The 19,837-nt window shown below is 71.6% G+C and carries 16 protein-coding genes and 1 tRNA gene; 15 read left to right on the plus strand and 2 right to left on the minus strand.

All coding sequences use genetic code 11. The features are described from left to right. The first annotated feature begins 134 nt into the window (after positions 1-134). From uppS to AXE84_RS06700, 3 genes are all read left to right on the plus strand, one after another. Complete coding sequence (gene uppS, locus AXE84_RS06690) at positions 135-962, plus strand: polyprenyl diphosphate synthase (protein ID WP_060957306.1); 828 nt, start codon at positions 135-137, stop codon at positions 960-962. Between the two features lie 384 nt (positions 963-1,346). After that, on the plus strand, positions 1,347-2,924 hold the full coding sequence (locus AXE84_RS06695; protein ID WP_060957307.1) for a DEAD/DEAH box helicase: 1,578 nt from the start codon (positions 1,347-1,349) through the stop codon (positions 2,922-2,924). A gap of 234 nt (positions 2,925-3,158) precedes the next feature. Then, positions 3,159-4,013 (plus strand): hypothetical protein, encoded by an 855-nt coding sequence (locus AXE84_RS06700; protein ID WP_050783197.1) that lies wholly within the window; start codon positions 3,159-3,161, stop codon positions 4,011-4,013. Between the two features lie 340 nt (positions 4,014-4,353). Here AXE84_RS06700 and AXE84_RS06705 read toward each other — a convergent pair. Further along, positions 4,354-4,427, minus strand: a tRNA-Lys gene (locus AXE84_RS06705). Between the two features lie 271 nt (positions 4,428-4,698). Here AXE84_RS06705 and AXE84_RS06710 point away from each other — a divergent pair. The 7 genes from AXE84_RS06710 to pstB all read left to right on the plus strand — a co-directional run bounded on the left by AXE84_RS06710 (position 4,699) and on the right by pstB (position 14,051). Next, positions 4,699-5,361, plus strand: a complete 663-nt coding sequence (locus tag AXE84_RS06710; protein ID WP_060957308.1) for a hypothetical protein — start codon at positions 4,699-4,701, stop codon at positions 5,359-5,361. A gap of 259 nt (positions 5,362-5,620) precedes the next feature. Next, complete coding sequence (locus AXE84_RS06715; protein WP_060957309.1) at positions 5,621-8,548, plus strand: RNA degradosome polyphosphate kinase; 2,928 nt, start codon at positions 5,621-5,623, stop codon at positions 8,546-8,548. A gap of 12 nt (positions 8,549-8,560) precedes the next feature. Next, positions 8,561-9,589 (plus strand): NUDIX hydrolase, encoded by a 1,029-nt coding sequence (locus AXE84_RS06720; protein WP_060957310.1) that lies wholly within the window; start codon positions 8,561-8,563, stop codon positions 9,587-9,589. 177 nt (positions 9,590-9,766) lie between these two features. Continuing rightward, positions 9,767-10,840, plus strand: coding sequence for a phosphate ABC transporter substrate-binding protein PstS (gene pstS, locus AXE84_RS06725; protein ID WP_060957311.1), 1,074 nt, complete (start codon positions 9,767-9,769; stop codon positions 10,838-10,840). Positions 10,841-10,940: 100 nt separating this feature from the next. Then, positions 10,941-11,957, plus strand: coding sequence for a phosphate ABC transporter permease subunit PstC (gene pstC, locus AXE84_RS06730; protein ID WP_060957312.1), 1,017 nt, complete (start codon positions 10,941-10,943; stop codon positions 11,955-11,957). Between the two features lies 1 nt (position 11,958). Next, a complete protein-coding gene (gene pstA / locus AXE84_RS06735) occupies positions 11,959-13,182 on the plus strand; it encodes a phosphate ABC transporter permease PstA (protein ID WP_208854546.1) in 1,224 nt (407 codons plus the stop codon). An 89-nt stretch (positions 13,183-13,271) separates the two neighbouring features. After that, complete coding sequence (gene pstB, locus AXE84_RS06740) at positions 13,272-14,051, plus strand: phosphate ABC transporter ATP-binding protein PstB (protein ID WP_003781705.1); 780 nt, start codon at positions 13,272-13,274, stop codon at positions 14,049-14,051. A gap of 449 nt (positions 14,052-14,500) precedes the next feature. Here pstB and AXE84_RS06745 read toward each other — a convergent pair whose 3' ends face one another. Next, entirely contained in the window at positions 14,501-15,172 is a 672-nt protein-coding gene (locus AXE84_RS06745; protein ID WP_060957313.1) for a winged helix-turn-helix domain-containing protein, read from the minus strand. Positions 15,173-15,379: 207 nt separating this feature from the next. On the opposite strand from AXE84_RS06745, the gene AXE84_RS06750 reads away from it, so the two are divergent. The 5 genes from AXE84_RS06750 to dtd all read left to right on the plus strand — a co-directional run bounded on the left by AXE84_RS06750 (position 15,380) and on the right by dtd (position 19,819). Continuing rightward, on the plus strand, positions 15,380-16,516 hold the full coding sequence (locus tag AXE84_RS06750) for a hypothetical protein (RefSeq protein WP_060957314.1): 1,137 nt from the start codon (positions 15,380-15,382) through the stop codon (positions 16,514-16,516). 303 nt (positions 16,517-16,819) lie between these two features. Further along, the gene (locus AXE84_RS06755) at positions 16,820-17,569 is read left to right on the plus strand and encodes an FABP family protein (RefSeq protein WP_060957315.1); all 750 of its coding nucleotides are present in this window, start codon (positions 16,820-16,822) and stop codon (positions 17,567-17,569) included. Further along, positions 17,569-18,798: a YgfZ/GcvT domain-containing protein gene (locus tag AXE84_RS06760; RefSeq protein ID WP_060957316.1), complete on the plus strand. Its 1,230-nt coding sequence runs from the start codon at positions 17,569-17,571 to the stop codon at positions 18,796-18,798. The genes AXE84_RS06755 and AXE84_RS06760 overlap by 1 nt, the downstream gene beginning before the upstream one ends. Before the next feature lie 203 nt (positions 18,799-19,001). Further along, positions 19,002-19,391, plus strand: a complete 390-nt coding sequence (locus AXE84_RS06765) for a DUF2516 family protein (protein ID WP_060957317.1) — start codon at positions 19,002-19,004, stop codon at positions 19,389-19,391. Beyond that, positions 19,391-19,819 (plus strand): D-aminoacyl-tRNA deacylase, encoded by a 429-nt coding sequence (gene dtd, locus AXE84_RS06770; RefSeq protein WP_060957318.1) that lies wholly within the window; start codon positions 19,391-19,393, stop codon positions 19,817-19,819. The genes AXE84_RS06765 and dtd overlap by 1 nt, the downstream gene beginning before the upstream one ends. Positions 19,820-19,837 lie beyond the last annotated feature (18 nt).

Here is a 19,837-nt window from a genome sequence, read left to right on the forward strand (position 1 = left end):
TGGGCGGATTTGGCTCGGCTGTGAGCCGGCTCGTCCAGCGCGGGAGGGGTCTCGCGCGATAGCGTTGGAGGTGGCCCCGCGCCGTCGGGCCCCGTCCCCCAACAACCCCACCGAGGAGCCTCGAGGAACACGGCATGGCAGGCGACAACCTCCTCTACGACATCTACGAGCGCCGGCTGGCTGCGCGCATCGACCCGGCCACGGTGCCCCACCACGTGGGTGTCATCCTCGACGGCAACCGCCGCTGGGCCAAGTCCATGGGCTTCGGGGCCGCGCAGGGCCACAAGCGCGGCGCGGACAAGATCGAGGAGTTCCTCGGGTGGGCCGAGCAGATGGGGGTCCAGGTCGTCACCTTGTGGCTGCTGAGCACCGACAACCTCTCCCGCGACCCGGCCGAGCTCTCGCCCCTGCTGGACATCATCGCCCACGCCGTCGACGAGCTCGCCGAGACCGGCCGCTGGAGCCTGCGCCTCGTGGGCGCCGTCGACCTCCTGCCCGAGCCTCTGGCCGAGCGCCTGCGTGCCGCCGTCGTCCGCTCCCGGCCCTCGAGCGCGGAGGTCTCTGGGGCAGGCGGGTCGGCGGGCGAGGCCGTCGAGACCGTTGAGGCCGAGGACCGGCGCATGCAGGTCAACATCGCCGTCGGCTACGGGGGCCGGCAGGAGATCGCCGATGCTGTGCGCGAGCTGCTGCGCGAGCGGGCCGCCGCCGGGGCAAGCCTGGAGGAGGTGGCCGCCTCACTCAGCGAGGAGGACATCACCGAGCACCTCTACACCAAGGGCCAGCCCGACCCCGACCTGGTCATCCGCACCTCGGGTGAGCAGCGGCTCTCCGGGTTCCTGCTGTGGCAGTCGGTGCACTCCGAGTACTACTTCTGCGAGGTCAACTGGCCGGCCTTCCGGCGCGTGGACTTCCTGCGGGCGCTGCGCGACTTCGCCAGCCGGGAACGCCGCCTGGGTAGGTAGTTTGCCTCATCACGTGACTGAATGACGTGGCCGTCGGGGGCGGTCCTGGGGCCTTAAGTGTCACGAATGGCGACTTTTCCGCCTGTTCTGCGGCCGCTGTTTCTCGGGCGTGCCGTAAAACCGCTGGTCATAGCGTTTCGCGGGCCGCCGCATCGAGTGCCTGCACAGTGAATAGTCGCCCGTAGTGACACTTTGCGGGATCTCAGGCAGGATGGCTCCCTGGTCCGGGCGCCGCCCGGCCTGGCTGGTGCCCTGGCCCCGGCGCGCGTCGCCCCACAGACGCTCCGCGCCGTTGAGCCGCGTACGCCGGCACCTCACGCACCGACGCGCACGCTGCCAGCGACACGCGCCGGCGTGCCCGCGGTCCCAAACGACAGGATCCTCGTGGCCGCACACCGCACCTCCGCCTCACACCGCTTCGCCTCCGGGAAGACCCCGGCCGCGGGTGAGACCACCTTCGCCGACCTCGGCGTGGACTCAGACCTCGCCGCCGACCTCGACGCCCGCGGCTTCACCGCGCCCTTCCCCATCCAGGCCGCCACCCTGCCCGATACCCTCGCCGGGCGTGACGTGCTCGGCCGCGGCCGCACCGGCTCGGGCAAGACCCTGGCCTTCAGCCTGCCGCTGGTCCAGCGTCTGGCGCAGCAGGACAAGGCCCGCCCCGGCCACCCCATCGGCCTGGTCCTGGCCCCCACCCGTGAGCTCGCCCTCCAGATCGCCGAGGTCATCGAGCCGCTGGCCCGCGTCGTCGACATGGACGTCACCACCATCTTCGGCGGGGTCTCCGCCAAGCCCCAGGAGAAGGCCCTCAAGGCTGGGGTCGACGTCGTCGTCGCCTGCCCCGGCCGGCTCCTGGACCTCATGGGGCAGGGACTCGTCAGCCTCGACGAGGTCGAAATCACCGTCCTGGACGAGGCCGACCACATGGCCGACCTCGGCTTCCTGCCCAATGTTCGCCGTATCCTGCGCGCCACCCCGCAGCGCGGCCAGCGCCTGCTGTTCTCCGCGACCCTGGACAACGGCGTGGACACCCTGGTCAAGGAGTTCCTCCACGACCCGCTGCAGCACTCCGTGGACCCCTCGACCTCGCCCGTGGACGCCATGACCCACCGCGTGTGGATGGTTGCGGACAAGACCGCCAAGGACGGCATCGTGCGGCGCCTGGCCTCGGGGGAGGGGCAGCGCATCCTGTTCACCCGCACCAAGCACCTCGCCCGGCGCCTGGCCCGCAAGCTCGTCCAAGCCGGGATTCCGGCCGTCGAGCTCCAGGGCAACATGAGCCAGAACGCGCGCGAGCGCGCCATGCGGGCCTTCTCCACCGGACAGGTGCACGTCATGGTCGCCACCGACATCGCCGCCCGGGGCATCGACGTCTCCGGCGTCGAGCTCGTGGTCCACGTCGACCCGCCCGCCGAGCACAAGGCCTACCTGCACCGCTCGGGCCGCACCGCGCGCGCCGGGGCCGCCGGCAGCGTCATCACCCTGGTCCTGCCTGAGCAGAAGCACGATGTGCAGGTCCTGCTCAAGAAGGCGCGGATCCGCGCGGACATCGAGCGTATCCGTCCCGACGACGACGCCGTGTCCGCCCTCGTGGGGCAGGTCGCCGAGGCCGTGGCGTTGGAGGACATGCCCGAGGGTGTTGCCATCAAGGGCGGCAGCCCCAGCGGTCGGGCCTCCACCGGGCGTCCGGGGCACGGCCACGGAGAAGCGGCGCGCGGCCGGTCCGGTCGCGGGGCCAAGGGTGGTCAGGGCGGCCGGGGTGGCCGCAGCGGGGGAGCGCGCGGCGGGCGCGGCGGGAATGCTGGGCAAGGCGGGCGCAGTGCGAAGCGACGTGGCGGAAGTGGCGAGCAGGGCGCCGGGCAGCCCTCCGGCCGGGGCGGCCTCAGCGGCGGCTCCCGTGGACGTGGAGGCCGCGGTCGCGGGGCCAAGGGCGGTCAGGGCAGTCAGGGCACTCCCGCCTGAAGAACCGCGTGAGGCGGCATTCGGCGTCAGGTCATGGGCTTTGACGATGTCGCGTCACGAGTTGCGCGCCCCATGGCTGTGTCGGTGGGCGGCGTCATCGGCGCGGCGGTTCAGCCTCAGCTCCGGCCGAGCGGAACCGGGATGCCGGTGCTACCGTCGAGTGGCTGACGGCGATCAGGAAGGTGGGTGGAGAGCGTGGCAGCGCACCTCTCGCGGCGAGCCCTGACCGGCGTGATGGCGGGCCTCATCCTGGCCGGCTGCGCTTCGCAGGGACCGCAGCGAGCGGCAACGCACTCGACTCCGCCGCCGTACCTGCGCTCGCGCGGGGCCGGCGCTGCGCCAAGCCTGCGGCCGACGTCGGGCGACCTGTCGGTTCCCGCCGCGTTCTCCTACACCGATGATGAGGACGAGACCTCCGACTGCATCTTCTACGCGACCACGGGAGCGCCGGTCGGACTGGTCGTCTACCTCGACGGCGACGGGCAGTCCTTCCACAGTGAAGGGAACCAGGACCAGGACGAGAGGTCCCGCGGTGGCCTGGCCGGCGCCGGGGGAGTCGTCGAGGCGGCGAGCGCTCGCGGGTACGACGTGGTCTCGGTGCGCGCTCCCGGAGACGACGGGACCTGGTGGCTGGAGGATCAGGACGGCAAGATTCACTACCTGGAGCAGGCGCTCGACTACGTGGTTGCCGAGTGCGGCGCCACCACGGATCGGGTCTGGCTCGTGGGCTACTCCGGCGGCTCGGAGTTCATCAGCCAGTGGTTCTTCCCGGCCTACGCCGAGCGCATGGCGGGTGGGGGCTTCCTGCTCTTCGGGGGCGGCGACGCGCCCGAGGAACAGGCGGCCTTCTCCTCAGGCGCCAAAGAGCGGCTCTGGCTGAACTGGGTGACCGGGACGCGCGACGTGCCCGCCAACAGCCTCGACGGATTCGATGGCAGCGGGCATGCCCGCAACAGCCTGGCCTACTACCGCTCGGTGGGCTTCGGCCACACCTGGAGCGAATGGCCCGACGACGACCACGGCAGCATCACCGAGAAGTTCGGCAGCTACGTCGGTCGCGTGCTCGACGCCGCTGAAAACGGAAAATGACCAAGCTGCCGCGGAGGCTGGATGGTGAGTCTCCGGAGCAGTCCGCTATCCGCGCGGTGCGGGCCCCGGGGCCAGGTTGTCGCTGTGGCAGAGTGAGTTGTGCTTGCATCCGGCCATCTGGGTGGTGTCAATCAAGCGAGGCTCAACGCGGGCGTTCTCTCCCGTTCCCGCTGGTCGCGGCATCCGCCCCGTGTGGATCGGTGGCACCTGCGCTCACTGGATCCCAGCAACCATCACGCAGCCCGAAACCACGTGTCGACAAGGTGAAGAGGGGATGCTGCTGCCTGCACCCCGGGCATGAAGAAGGCCCCGGTCCCTGGTGGGGCCGAGGCCGGTGCGGTACCCCCTGTGGGGCTCGAACCCACGACCTTCGGATTAAAAGTCCGCAGCTCTGACCAACTGAGCTAAGGGGGCGTGCCGACGGCCGGAAGCAGAGTCCAGACGCCATCGGCAGGGGCCAGCATAGCCGGACAACCGACCACCGTGTCGAACCGGCCCTGCCGCACGCCGCTGTGAGCCGGGTGGTTGTGGCAGTGCGGCCGCCCAGCCCCGCCGGCGAGCCCTCGCCTCCCTCCGTCTCCCCACCGTCGGCCGGAAGTGAACCCATGGGGGAGCGTCCACGCTCCTGCGAGACAATGGGGTCGTGCGTCGTCGCCGGCGCGCCCGCACCGCGTGAGGAGTCCCCATGGCCCGCCAGTTCCACCGCCCCGCCCGGCTCGACCCCGAGGCCGCCGAACAGATCGAGGGCAGCACCGACACCGCCGTCGCCTCCGAGCTCGCCCACCGCGCCGCCCAGGCCCTCATCGGCGGCTTCCCCGGCACCGAGACCGAGGACGACCCCATCACCCGCTCCGGCATCGTCGCCGCGGTCGCCACCAACGGCATCGACGACATCGCCGAGCTGTGGGCCGACTCCCCGGCCACCACCCTGCCCGGCACCCTGTGGCGCCTCTTCCTCGTGCGCGAGTGGATCCGCCGCGACCCCGAGCTCGTCGCCCGCCGCTACGCCACTGTCATCGACCTCACCGAGGCCGACGACGCCATGAACGCCCGCCTTGAGTCCGCCCTCGGCGAGGCGCGCCCCGTGCCCTCCCCGACCGACCTGCGCGAGCGCCTCGATGCTGTCCTGGCCGGCAGCGTCGAGGGCTCGGTCACCGAGATCGCCCCATTGCTGAGCGCCACCGCCGGATTCCTGCGCGCCCTGGCGGCCGGCTCCAACCCCGTGTGGATCGAGGATGACACCGACGAGCTCGCCGACCGCGTCACCCGCCGCGACTCCGCCCTCCTGGTCACCGCCGATGAGCTCACCGACGCCGCCCGCCGCGCCGCCGCCGGACTCCTCGACTGAGAGGGCCTTGCGCAGGGGCGATCCGGGCGCGAGATGTCCAAATTGGATACAAAGGCCCGAAGTAAGCGTGTGAAGGTAGATCAGAACCGCATGATTCCGCGGTTCTGTCAGCGGCCTGATCGGGCCGCAGGCTCCTTTGTCTCCGATTTGGACACGATCGGCGCCATCAGCGAGGGCATGCGCGCTGTGCCTCGCATATTCGCCGAACTGGAGCGGACCTCCGCCCCACAAGGCCGCCCGGACGTGGGACCATGTGGCCATGACCAACGACGCGCCCCACTCCGCCCCCACCCCGCTCTCCCGCTTCCTGGGCGGGTGGATGCGTCACCCCAGCCCCCAGGAGCCCGAGCAGGTGCCCGACGCCGCCAAGGCGACCGAGGTTGTCGAAACCGCTGAAGCCACAGAGGCCGCCGAGTCGGCGGTCTCGCCCGAGGCCGCGAGCACCGATGGACCGGCTGTCTCCGCCGAGGTCCCCGGCCCCGACACCCAGGGCGAGCCCGACGCCGCTCCGACCGCCCCCGGCGACTCCTCCACCGGTGGCGCGGCCCCCGTGGGGCAGGAGACCCCTGAGCGCGCGGAGGCCCCGGAAGAATCAGGCGACCCGGCCGACTCCACCGACCCGCACGACCCCGACGACCCCGAGGGCGCCGAGGAGACGGTCGAGGAGGAGCACGTCATCGAGGTCGCTGACCCGCGCGACTTCGCCGACGACTCCGGCCCCCAGTACGAGGACGAGGACTTCGACGACATTGTCGACGGCGAGGCGGCCCCCGCCCCCGGCCCCATCGGCACCGCGACCCCCGCCATCGCCCCCTCCTCCATCACCTCCGCCAGCTCGCACTCGGCCCCGTCGGCCGCCGAGGCTCAGACGGCGCCGGCCGCCACGGCATCGGGGGACCCGGGTCTGCCCGCTCCCGGCAGCGCCCCCAGCGCGGGCCCTGCCGCCGGCTCCGCCAGCGCCCCCTCCGCGCCCTCCTCACTGAGCGCGGCCGACACGGCCGGTGCCGACGCCGCCGCCGACGCCGCGGCCTCGGCTGCCTCCGCCGACACCGCCCAGGGGGACCCCGAGGATCTCCTGCCGCCCCTGAAGTCCTTCAAGAACCGCTTCATCGACCGCGAGCTGACCTGGCTGGACTTCAACGAGCGCGTCCTGGAGCAGGCCGAGGACCACACCCTGCCCCTGCTGGAGCGCGCCTGGTTCCTGTCGATCTTCTCCTCCAACCTGGACGAGTTCTACATGGTGCGCGTCGCCGGGCTCATGCGCCGCATCAAGGCCGGCATCACCCCGGTGCGCGCCTCCGGCCTGGACGCCCACCAGGTCCTGGCCCAGGTCACCAGCCGCACCAAGGAGCTCACCGCCCGCCAGGCCGCCCTCTTCCAAGAGGACATCCGCCCGGCCCTGGCCGAGCACAACGTGAAGATCCTTGGCTGGGACGAGCTCAACTCCGACCAGCAGGAGCGCCTGACCCGCTACTTCCGCCACCAGATCTACCCGGTCCTCACCCCGCTGGCGGTCGACCCTTCCCACCCCTTCCCCTACATCTCGGGCCTGTCCCTCAACCTCGCCGTCATCCTGCGCAACCCGCGCAGCGGCAAGGAGCACTTCGCCCGCATCAAGGTGCCCGACTCCCTGCCGCGCCTCATCCAGGTCCCCGGCCGCGAGCTCGACGCCGCGGACAAGGCCGCCGGCTGCGCCGTCATCCCCATCGAGATCGTCATCGGCCAGCACCTCGACCACCTCTTCCCGGGCATGGACATCCTGGAGCACCACCTCTTCCGGGTCACCCGCAACGAGGACCTCGAGGTCGAGGAGGACGACGCCGAGAACCTCCTCAAGGCCATGGAGAAGGAGCTCGAGCGGCGCCGCTTCGGCGACTGCGTGCGCCTGGAGGTGGAGGACACCATCTCCTCCTTCACCCGCCGCTACCTGGTACGCGCCCTGGGTCTCAAGGGCGACGACGTCTTCGAGCTCCCCGCACCCCTGGACCTGACCTGCCTCAACCAGCTCCACGACCTGGACATCCCCGACCTGAAGTACCCGCGCTTCGTGCCGGTGACGGCCGCGGGCCTGGCCGCCTACGAGTCCTCCTCCGCGCCGGACGTCTTCGCCGCCATGCGCGAGCACGACGTCCTCCTGCACCACCCCTACGACTCCTTCTCCACCTCCGTCCAGGAGTTCGTGGCCCAGGCCGCCGCCGACCCCAAGGTCCTGGCCATCAAGCAGACCCTCTACCGCACCTCCGGCGACTCCCCGATCGTGGACGCCCTCATCGAGGCCGCCGAGGCCGGCAAGCAGGTCGTCGCCATCGTCGAGATCAAGGCCCGCTTCGACGAGGAGGCCAACATCTCCTGGGCCCGCAAGCTCGAGCGCGCCGGCGTCCACGTCGTCTACGGCATGGTCGGCCTCAAGACGCACTGCAAGCTGCTGCTGGTCGTGCGCCAGGAGTCCGACGGCCTGCGCCGCTACTGCCACGTCGGCACCGGCAACTACCACCCCAAGACCGCCCGCGGCTACGAGGACCTGGGGCTGCTGACCTGCGACCGCGACGTCGCCCAGGATCTGACCACCCTGTTCAACCAGCTCTCCGGCTACGCCCCGCGCGCCCGCTTCCGCCGCCTGCTCGTGGCCCCCCGCGGCCTGCGCGACGGGCTCGTGGAGCACATCGAGCAGGAGATCGCCAACCACAAGGCCGGCCTGCCCGCCTGGATCCGCATCAAGGTCAACTCCATCGTCGATGAGACCGTCATCGACGCCCTCTACCGCGCCTCGCGCGCCGGGGTGCCGGTCGACATCGTCGTGCGTGGCATCTGCGGCCTGCGCGCCGGTGTCGAGGGCCTCAGCGAGAACATCCGCGTCCGCTCGATCCTGGGGCGCTTCCTGGAGCACTCGCGCATCTACGCCTTCGCCGGCGGCGGCCAGACCGAGCTGTTCATCGGCTCGGCCGACCTCATGCACCGCAACCTCGACCGCCGCGTCGAGGCCCTGGTGCGCATCACTGACCCCGCCATGGTTGAGGACCTCGAGTGGCTGGTCACCCACTGCGCCTCCGACGACGTCGCCTCCTGGCACCTCCAGCCCGACGGCTCCTGGGAGCGTCGCCTCCTCGACGCCGAGGGCAACCGCCTCGAGGACATCCAGGACAGCCTCATGGCCCGGGCGCGCTCGCGCGTCAAGGGCCGGCACTGAGACGGCCGTGCCATGAGCCCGTCCAGCAAGAAGAACCGGTCGCGCGAGACCGTGAAGGCCGCCGGCGCCCTCGTGTGGCGTGAGAACGGCAAGCACCTCGAGGTGCTCCTGGTCCACCGCCCCCGCTACGACGACTGGTCCATCCCCAAGGGCAAGGTCGAGCCCTGCGAGTCGGTGCGCACCTGCGCCGTGCGCGAGGTCGCTGAGGAGACCGGCGTCCAGATCATCCTGGGCCAGCCCCTCAGCCGCGTGCACTACAAGATCGCCGACGGCTCCCGCAAGGAGGTCCACTACTGGGCCGCCCGCGTCGCCCCCGAGGCCTCGGCCGCCGTCGCCGCCCGCTGCGCCGTCAAGCCCGCCTCGACCAAGGAGATCGACGCCGTCGAGTGGCTGCGCGTGGGACAGGCCCGCAAGCGCCTGACCTACTCCTACGACCGCGACCTGCTCGGCGAGCTCGTCGACCTGTGGGAGGACGGCAAGCTCGACACCTGGACCCTGGTCCTCGTGCGCCACGGCCGCGCCGTCAAGCGCTCCGTGTGGAACCGCCCCAAGGAGCGGGACAAGGAGACCGACGAGGCCACCCGCCCCCTGACCCACGACCAGGGCGAGACCCGGGCCCGCGCCCTCGTCCCGATCCTGGCCGCCTACGGGGTGGGGCGCGTCCTCACCAGCCCCTGGAAGCGCTGCGTGGACACGGTCGCCCCCTACGCCGCGGCCGCGGGCCTGGACCTGGAGATGGCCGACGCCTTCACCGAGATGGCCCATGCGGAGAGCCCCAAGGGGGTGCGCTCCGTGGTCAAGAAGGTCCTTCGTGTGCGCGAGGAGCCGACGGCGCTGTGCACCCACCGTCCCGTCCTGCCCACCATCATGGAGGTCGTCTCCCAGTACGCCCCCGGCCGGCTCCTGCGCTCCGTGCCCGACCGAGACCCCTGGCTCAAGACCGGCGAGATCCTCGTGGTCCACATGGCCCGCCGCCCCCGCGGCAAGATCCGCGCCGTCGCCATCGAAAAGCAGCGCCCCGTCCTGTCCGAAGGCCGCTGACCGGGCCACGCCCTGCGCACGGGGCCTCACAGTGACGGTCCTCATAGGGATCGTTTACCAACCGTTTACCCCGGTCACCCGGAACCTTCATCCGGGGCGCCTATCGTGACCGCTGCCTGACAATCACCCGGTATCCGACTGGACCCCCGACCCCCTCTGACTGAGCGAGGAGAGCCCGTGCTCCTGACCCGTCGCGGCGCCCTGGGCGCCCTGAGCGTGGCCACCCTGACTGCGCTGACCGCCTGCGGGCGCGACGCCGGCGCCGCCGACCCCAACGCCTCCAGCGACCTGGTGGGGGAGATCCGCGGTGCGGGCGCCACCTCCCAGTCCGACGCGCAGGACGCCTGGATGAACACCTTCATGGGCGCCAACCTGCGCGCCACCGTCGACTACGCCGGCGGCGGCTCCGGGGCCGGGCGCACCAAGCTCGTCGAGGGCGCCGTCGACTTCGCCGGCACCGACACCCCCATGACCGTCGACGAGATCAGCCGGATCGGCGGCGCCGTCGAGCTGCCCCTCTATATCTCGCCCATCGCCGTGGCCTACAACCTGCCCGGCTTCACCGGCGAGTCCCACGTCAACATGACCGGCGAGGTCCTCGCCAAGGTCCTCTCCGGGGCCATCACCCGCTGGAACGACCCCGCCCTGGCCGCCCTCAACCCCGGCGTCGCCCTGCCCGACCTGCGAATCATCGTCGTGGGCCGCTCCGACGACTCCGGCACCACCAAGGCCCTGACCACCTACCTGGCCACCGTCGCCCCCAAGGCCTGGCCCCACGAGCCCGAGGAAACCTGGCCACTGCGCGGCGGCCAGTCCGGCGACGGCACCGCCGGCATGGTCCAGACCGTCTCCGCGGCCACCGGCACCATCGGCTACGCCGACGCCTCCAAGGTCCCCGCCACCCTGGGCACCGTCGCCGTCGGCTCCAACGGGGCCTACGTGCCCGTCTCCGCCAAGGCCGCGGCCGCCGCCCTCGATGCCGCCACCCTGGGCTCCGAGGCCGACGAGACCCGCCTGCTCTACCAGCCCAGCCACGACGCCGCGGGCGCCTACCCCATCGTCCTGGTCTCCTACCTCGCCGCCCGCCTGCGCTACGACGACGCCCAGATCGCCGCCGTCGTCAAGGCCTACCTGCGCTTCGCCGCCTCCACCCGGGGGCAGGACGCCTCCACCAAGGCCACCGGCTGCGCCCCCATCACCCGCCAGATGCGCGAGAAGATCAACGCAGCCATCGACAAGATCGCCGCCTGACGGCCGCCCGGCCGGCCACCCCGACGTCGCACCGAACCACATGACCAGCCAGCACCCACCCGCCCAGCCGCCGCCCCAGACACCCCGAGGAGGGTCAGCCGTGGCCAGCACCACCGCACCGCCGTCGTCGCCGCCCCCAGCGGGCACCGCGACCGCCTCCAGCAGTGCCGACGACGCCATCATCCAGCCCGGCAAGGCCCCCGGGCAGACCGGCAACCGGATCTTCACCGGCCTGTCCTTCGGCGCCGGCACCTTCATCATGGTGGTGCTCGCCCTCGTGGCCGCCTTCCTCATCCGGGAGGCGCTGCCCGCCCTGACGGCCTCGAGCGAGACCCTGGAGTCGGTCTCCTTCATGCGCGACCGCAGCCTGTGGGGCTACGTGGCCCCGCTCGTCTTCGGCACGCTGTTGTCCTCGACCATCGCTCTGGGCGTTGCGGTGCCGCTGAGCATCGGGGTGGCCCTGTTCATCTCCCACTTCGCCCCGCGCCGCCTGGCCCAGGCCCTGGGCTACATGGTGGACCTGCTGGCCGCGATCCCCTCCGTGGTCTTCGGCCTGTGGGGATTCCTGTGGCTGGTGCCGCTGCTCGACCCCCTCAACACCTGGCTGAGCGAGCACCTCGGATTCATCCCGCTGTTCGCCGACTACACGGCCCCGGCTAAGAACATCACCACCGCCTCCCTGGTCCTGGCCGTCATGATCCTGCCGATCATCACCGCCACCATCCGCGAGATCTTCCTCCAGACGCCCACCCTCCAGGAGGAGGCCTCCCTGGCCCTGGGCGCCACCCGCTACGAGATGATCCGCCAGGCCGTCCTGCCCTTCGGCCGCTCCGGCATCATCTCCGCCTCCATGCTGGGGCTCGGGCGCGCCCTGGGGGAGACCATGGCCGTCCTCATGATCCTCTCGCCCGGCATGGGGCTGAACCTGCGTATCCTCCAGGCCGGCCAGCACCAGACCATCGCCGCCAACATCGCCTCGCAGTTCCGCGAGGCCTACGGATTGAGCGTCAACGTGCTCATCGCCACCGGCCTGGTCCTGTTCATCATCACCTTCGCGGTCAACTCCCTGGCGCGGTGGATCATCGCGCGCCGCTCCGAGTTCTCAGGAGCCAGCTGACATGACGCCCACGAACACCCCCGAGCCCACCGCCGGCGCCGCTCCCGACGGCGCGGTCTCCCGCCCCGACCCGGCCGCCGCTGCCGGTGCGGCCGGCGAGACCGGCACCCCCGCGCCCAAGTCACTCAAGGCCGCGCTCGCGGCCGCCGAGGCCCCGGCCGCCCCCGTCGACCCCTTGGCCGACCCGCCCACCATCGAGGGCGTGCCCCTGACCTCCTACCGCCTGCCCGACTGGTTCATCTGGGCGGCGCTGGGAACCGCCTTTGTCGTCGTCGGCGGGATCGGCCTGCTGGCCGGGTGGAGCATCGCCGCCGTCGTCGCCCTGACCGCCCTGGTGTGGGTGGTGGGCGCCACCGCCGTCTCCTGGGTGCGCGAGGGCGAGCGCTGGGGCCGCAACACCCTGGTGACCCTCCTCATCTACCTGTCCTTCGCCGTCGTCATGGTGCCGCTGGTCTCCCTGGTGTGGATGGTCCTGTCGGGCGGCTCGGCCCGCTTCGGCTACGACTTCCTGACCACGAACATGCGTGGCGCCGACGCCTCCAACGGCGGCTTCTACCACGGCATCGTCGGCACCCTCCAGATCACCGGGATCGCCACCCTCATCTCGGTACCCCTGGGGCTGTTCACCGCCGTCTTCCTCGTGGAGTACAACGGCGGCTGGATCGCCCGGGCCATCACCTTCCTCGTCGACGTCATGACCGGCATCCCCTCGATCGTGGCCGGGCTGTTCGCCTACTCGATCTTCCTCATCGCGGCCGGTCCCCGCTACCAGGCCGGCATCATCGGGGCCGTCGCCTTAAGCGTCCTCATGACGCCGGTGGTCATCCGCGGCGTGGAGGAGATGCTCAAGCTCGTCCCCTCCCACCTGCGCGAGGCCTCCTACGCGCTGGGCGTGCCCAAATGGCTCACCATCGTCAAGGTCGTGCTGCGCACCGCGGTGGCCGGCATCACCACCTCCGTCATGATCGCTATCGCCCGCGTCATCGGCGAGACCGCCCCGCTGCTCATCACTGTGGGCCTGACGATCCGCACCAACACCAACCCGCTGGACGGCTCCATGTCCACCCTGCCGGTACTCGTCTACGACCAGTACTCCCGCGGGGAGGCCGCCGCCATGGAGCGGGCCTGGGCCGGGGCACTGACCCTCATCATCCTGGTCATGCTGCTCAACCTCGCGGCCCGCCTCATCTCCAAGTACTTCAGCCCTAAGGGTGGCCGGCGCTAGCCCGGCCGGAGCCGCCGGGACCACTGTGCCCGCATCGACCCCAGCGACCCCAGAGCCCTCAGCAGTCCACCTCAGGTAAAGGAACCGACGTGTCCAAGCGCATCGACGTCATCGGCGAGAACATCTACTACGGCGACTTCCTGGCCGTGAAGGACGTCAACGTCGTCATCGAGCCCAAGTCCGTCACCGCCCTCATCGGCCCCTCCGGCTGCGGGAAGTCCACCTTCCTGCGCACCCTCAACCGCATGCACGAGACCATCCCCGGTGCCCGGGTCGAGGGGCAGGTCATCGTCGATGGTGTCAACCTCTACGGTCCCGGCGTCGATGCCGTCCAGGTGCGCCGCGCCATCGGCATGGTCTTCCAGCGGCCCAACCCCTTCCCCACCATGTCCATCGCCGAGAACGTCCTGGCCGGCGTGCGCCTCAACAACCGGCGCATCAAGAAGTCCGACGCGGACGACCTGGTGGAGGCCTCCCTGCGCGGGGCCAACCTGTGGGACGAGGTCAAGGACCGTCTGGACCGGCCGGGCCTGGGACTGTCCGGCGGCCAGCAGCAGCGCCTGTGCATCGCCCGTGCCATCGCGGTCAAGCCCGCCGTCCTGCTCATGGACGAGCCCTGCTCCGCCCTGGACCCCATCTCCACGCTCGCCATCGAGGACCTCATCTCCGAGCTCAAGACGGACTACACGATCGTCATCGTCACCCACAACATGCAGCAGGCCTCGCGCGTGAGCGACATGACCGGATTCTTCAACCTGGAGGCCACCGGCAAGCCGGGGCACCTGGTCGAGTACGACTCCACCGACAAGATCTTCTCCGCCCCCAGCCAGCAAGCCACCGAGGACTACATCTCGGGCCGCTTCGGCTGAGGATTGAGGGGCCAGGTGTCACGAATGGCGACTTTTCGGGCCGCCTGAGGCCGGTCCGAGCGTCCCCTGATTCACGTCCCCGCAGGTCAGCGCATGACACGTTGATCCGGGAGCTCTTACCGCGCAGGTAAAAGTCGCCCGGAGTGACACTTTCGGGCGCCGTGCGTGACACGGCGGTGCGGTCACGAGGGGGAGGCGGGCGACAGGGCGCTGGGGAGAGAGGGGGACGTCGGGCCGGAGAGCGCCAGTCGGCGCGAATGCCGCTCGCGGCGGCTTGAGTTGGAGCCCGGGGCCCGTCACGGCCCGACGCCGCCCACGAGTCTACAGGTCCGGGCTCCGGGCCGCGGCGGTGTCCACCCAGTGAATCCACCCGGCGGTCAGGGAGACGTCTGGGCTGCTCCTGGCTGGGGCCGACCCGGGCCTTCTCAGGCTCCCCGGGGCCGGCGTACTCAGGCGTCCTCGGGGGCGTCCAGGCGGTAGCCGACGTTGCGCACCGTGCCGATGAGGTTGTCGTGCTCGGTGCCCAGCTTGGCGCGCAGGCGACGGATGTGCACGTCCACCGTGCGCGAGCCGCCGATGTAGTCCTCGCCCCACACCTCGTGCAGGAGCGCGTCTCGGGTCAGGACCCGCCCCTGGTTGGCGGCCAGGAACTTCAGCAGCTCGAACTCCTTGTAGGTCAGATCCAGGATCGTGCCGCGCAGTCGGGCCGTGTAGGCGGTGACGTCAATGACGAGGTCACCCACGTCGATGCGGTCGTCGTCGGTCTCGTCCACGACCGGGACGTGGGCGCGCAGCAGCCGCAGCCGGGCCGACAGCTCGGCGGGCTTGGCGCCGGCCATGACGAAGTCGGCGGCTCCCCAGTCGATCTGCACCGCGGCGGCGCCGCCCTCCTCCACGATGAGGATGATGGGCGGGCAGTCCATGGGGCCGGTGAAGAGCTGGCACAGGGCGCGGGCCCGGGTCAGGTCCCCGCGGGCGTCGATCATGACGACGTCAGCGCTGTCCACCTCCGCGTAGGAGGAGGGCATCGGGGGGAGGCACTCCACCGGGGAGTCGAGGAAGGCAGTCGCCGGCAGGACGTCAGTGGCGTCACTCTCACGAGTGAACATGATGATCCGCATGGCTGCTCCTTCCGTGGCTCGCGACCAGGAACCGCCGGCGCAGTCGAGTTGACCAGCGGCGATACTGTTGGGACAAGTCAACCACACCTGGTCGCAGGCGGAATCTCCTGGGGCAACGACTGTCCGGATAGTGACCGTCCGCGAGGAGTGCGGGGCGGGGCCGCAGTGAGGTCGCAGTGGGCCCTGCGGCCGCCCGGGTGTGGGACGATGCGTGCTGTGACTACCCACCACCGACGAGCCCAACCGGCCGCGCGCACCCGCAGAGCCTCCCGCGGCTCGCGCCATGACTCCCATGCCGCAGCCGTTCCGACGGCCGCCGGTGGCGCGTCGGACTGGGCCAGCGTCATCGGCGCGGGCGACTCCCACGCCTCGGCAGGGCCCGACGGTTCGGAGGCAGCCGTGGCCTTGGCCGGCTCGGATGCCTCCGGCGAGACGGCCGCCTCCTCCGACGCTCCAGAGGCGGCCCGCTCAGCGGACTCAGGTGACACTGCCGACCTCGCCGAGGACCTGGGATACGCCACCCGTCGCGCCTCCAACCGCCCCAAGGAGCCGGGCCTGGTGGACCCGGCCTGGACCCGGCTCGCCTTCGCGGGCGTGGTGCCGCTGCTGCTGGCGGTCGGCTCAGTGCTGCCCGGCTGGGTGAGGCTGGCCCTCGTGGCCGTCCTGGTGCCGGCCGCCGCACAGGGCTGGCCCGCGCTCGTGCGCGCCCGGCACGACCTGGGCGGCACGATCGTCATGACGATCAGCGGACTGTCGGCCGCCGTCAGCGTCTACCTCCTCGACGACATGGGGGTGGCCGGCCTGATCATGGCCTTCTCGATCCTGCTGGCCTTCGTCGGCCAGATGCTGCGCCGCGACGGCCGGCACAACCTGGTCGAGGACCTGTCCTCAACGGTGGCCGGCTGCCTGGTGGCGGTCTCCGGCTCGGCCTGGTGCGCCCTGGAACCGGGGCTGGCCGACCCTGCCATCGTTGTGCCCACCTGCCTGGCGCTGTTCGTCGGCGCCGTCCTGACCGTCCTCAACGTGCGCGCCCGGATGCTGGAGGCCCTCACCGTCACGGTGCCGGCCCTGTTCGCCGGCGGCGCCGGCTACGTGCTGGCCTCGGCCGGCTTCTTCGGCCTGTCCCACATCAGTGCGACCGCGGCCCTGCAGAGCGCCGTGGCCTGCGTGGCCGTCGGCTTCGTGGCAGGGGTCCTCATGGCCTCGGGCAACCGTGTCCTGTGGACCCATCGGTGGGTGCCCGGTGGGCGGGCGGCGGTGGCCTCCGCGCTCGTGCCGATCCTGTCGGTCGGCGTACCGGTCTACGCCATCGCCCGCCTCCTGGGCGGCTTCATCGCCGGCTGAGGGCGGCCGACCGGGCCCGCGAGGGCCTGAGAACGCCACGTCACGGCGACCGGATGTCCAAATCGGTGACAAAGAGACTCCGAGGCCCAGCGGTCACGCGAAGAAACCGCAGAATCATGCGGTTTCGTCTGGCGCACCCAGTGCTCCTCGCCGCCTTTGTGTCCGATTTGGACACCGCGGTGCCGATCCCGCCCGGATCTGCGGCTCCAGAGCGCGCCGGACACTCAGAGCGCCGGCGGATCCGCGCGGCCCGAGCGGGCGGCGCGCGTGATGCGGCCCGGGGGGACGTCGTAGGCTGCGGGCATGGCATTCACGCTTCCTGACGACCTGGCACCCGAGCTCTACCCGCTGGCCTGGCTGGCCGGCACCTGGCGCGGCTACGGCATCCTCACCTACGGCGAGACCGTGCCCGAGCAGGCCGTATACCAGGAGATGACCTTCGACCACGACGGCGGCCCCTACCTGCGCCAGACCACCACCATCTGGACGGTCGACGCCACCCGCTCCAAGAACCTCGACTTCGAGATGCCCGGCCTCCAGGGCGCCTCCCTCCTGGCCCCCGCCCAGATCTGGTCCACCGAGACCACCTACTGGCGGCCTGTCGGCCAGGAGCAACCCGATGGCGCCGAGACCACTGAGCCCGCCGAGGACGACGCCGACACCAAGGGCTCCGGCGGTCCGCTCGTCCCCGTCACTCAGCTCGAGCTCGTCTCGGCCGACCCTGCCGGCCACGTCGCCGTCTGGGAGGGCTGGATCCAGGGGCCGCGCGCCCAGGTCGGCACCCAGGCCGTGGGCCGGGCCCGCACCGCTGTCCCCGTGGAGGAGATGACCCGCATGTTCGGGCTCGTGGGCGGCGACCTCATGTGGACCCAGGACATGGCCGCCTTCGGCCAGAGCGAGGTGACTACTTACGCCTCCGGCCGCCTCGGCCGCGTCGACGACTTAGATGACCCCGCCGCCCAGCCCGGCTCCGCCCTCGACCCGGCTGAGCCGGAGGGCGAGTCCTCCACCTCCTCCTCTCCCGCCTCCGACGACGCCGAGCCGACCGCCTGATGCGCCCCTCCCCGCTGCTGAACCGACCCGGTGCCGTCGCCTCCGCCCCGGACGACCCCGACGGCGCTGTCCCCGCCCACCTCGGCGACCCCGGCCGCGAGCAGGCCGCCCTGGCCGAGGGGCGCGCGGTCTGCGCCCTGGCGCGCGACGTCGTCACCGTCACCGGGCAGGACCGCCTGAGCTGGCTGACCACGCTGTCCAGCCAGGTGCTCACCGGCCTGAAGCCCGGTGACGGCGGCGCAGAGACGCTGCTCCTCGACGCCCAGGGCCACATCACCCACGCGCTCGCGGCCCTCGACGACGGCCGCACGCTCTGGCTCGTCACGGAGGCCGGCCGCGGCGAGGCGCTGGCGACCTTCTTGGACTCCATGCGCTTCATGCTGCGCGTCGAGGTGACTGAGCGTGCCGACGTCATGGCGCTGGGCGCCCTGGGGGAGGGCCTCGAGGCCCTGGTCCAGGCGGCGCGCGACACCGCGCCGGACGCCTCCGATTCACCGGCCGAGGCCGGTGACGCCGAGCCTCAGGGCTCACTCATCGGCCTGTGGCGCGACCCGTGGCCGGGCGTCGTCGAAGGCGGCACGAGCTACGACGTCGGAGCGGACCGGCCCCATCCCGGCCAGGGCTACCGGGGCGGTTTTGTCCTCGTGCCCGATCGGAGCGTGAATGCTGTGGTGAGCACCTTCCTCGCCGCCGGGGAGGGGCGGCGCCTGGCCGGCGCCCTGGCCTGGGAGGCGCTGCGCATTGAGGCCGGCCGCCCCCGCTGGGCCCGCGAGGCCGACGCCCGCGCGATCCCGCACGAGCTGGACTGGCTGCGCACGGCCGTGCACCTGACGAAGGGCTGCTATCCGGGCCAGGAGACGATTGCGCGCACCCTCAACCTGGGCCGGCCTCCGCGCCGCCTCACCGTGCTCCAGCTCGACGGACTCGGCGGCGACCTGCCCCAGCCGGGGGCGAGCGTGCGCATGGGGGAGCGGACCGTGGGCGCCGTGACCTCCGTGGCGCGCCACCACGAGCTCGGCCCCATCGCCCTGGCCCTGCTGCGCCGCGCCGTGCCCGCGGGCGAGCAGCTGACCGTCGAGATCACCGAGGTCGATGAGGCCACCGGCGAGACCATCCCCGTCGGCCGGGTCGACGCCGCCCAGGAGGTGCTGGTCTCCCCCGAGGGGCGCGCTCAGGCCAGTCCGGCCGAGCGTCCCGGTGCGGAGCTGCGCAAGGGCCTGCGGCTCTGAGCCGTCCGGTCGTGCACCGGATCCCGGGCGCTCCCGGGACTGCTGCTCTGGGACCCGAGCCCGATGTCTGCCCGGAATGGTCGGGGCTGCGCCAGCGGCCGGCAACCGTCTGACTGTCGGCCGCCGCGTGAGGCCACCACTTTTCTCGCTGGGCGTGGCAACCTCTCTGGGATCGTTGACCGGCGACCGATAGCCTGGGGCGTGTGAGCGTCCTTTATGCTGTGTCATTCTTTCTCTCCGAGGCGGTCAGGTGGAGCTGGTTGGCCGCCCAGTTCATCTCCCTCGTTATGGGGGTCTGGGCGCTGATCGACTCCCTGATGCGGCCCGCGGAGCACTACGCGGCGGCCGGTAAGAACACCAAGCGATTCTGGAACCTGGTCAACGCGGTGGGCACAGTGGTGGTCGGCCTGCTCGGGGCCGCCTCGATGTTCGGCCTGCTGGGCGTCGTGGCCAGTGCCGTCTACCTGGTGGACGTGCGCCCCGCCCTGCAGGCGCTGGCACCGGTGCGGGTGCGCTCCTCGATCCGCATTCCGGGGCGGGCCTCCCAGCGCCGGCCGGGGCGCGATGGGCGCGGCAGGAGCGCTGGTCGCTGATGCGCGCCGTCATCCAGCGAGTCAACCGCGCGGCGGTCCGGGTCGACGGCGAGGTGGTCGGCGAGATCACCCGCCCCGGCCTCATGGTCCTCGTGGGCGCCACGCACGACGACGGCCCCACCCAGGTGGCCACGGTGGCCCGCAAGATCGCGGACCTGCGACTCCTGGAGGACGAGCTCTCGGTGACCGACGCCGGAGCGCCCGTGCTCGTCGTCTCCCAGTTCACCCTGTACGCCGACACCCGCAAGGGCCGGCGCCCCACCTGGAACAAGGCGGCCCCCGGTGAGGTGGCCGAGCCTCTGGTGGAGGCCGTGGCCGAGGACCTGCGCGGGCGCGGCCTGGAGGTGGCCACCGGCCGCTTCGGCGCCGACATGAAGATCGACATGGAGGCCGACGGCCCGGTGACGATCCTGATCGAGGCCGAATAGGCCGAGGAGGCCGAGTAG

Source organism: Actinomyces oris, from assembly GCF_001553935.1.
In the GTDB taxonomy this organism is placed as follows: Bacteria; Actinomycetota; Actinomycetes; order Actinomycetales; family Actinomycetaceae; genus Actinomyces; species Actinomyces oris_A.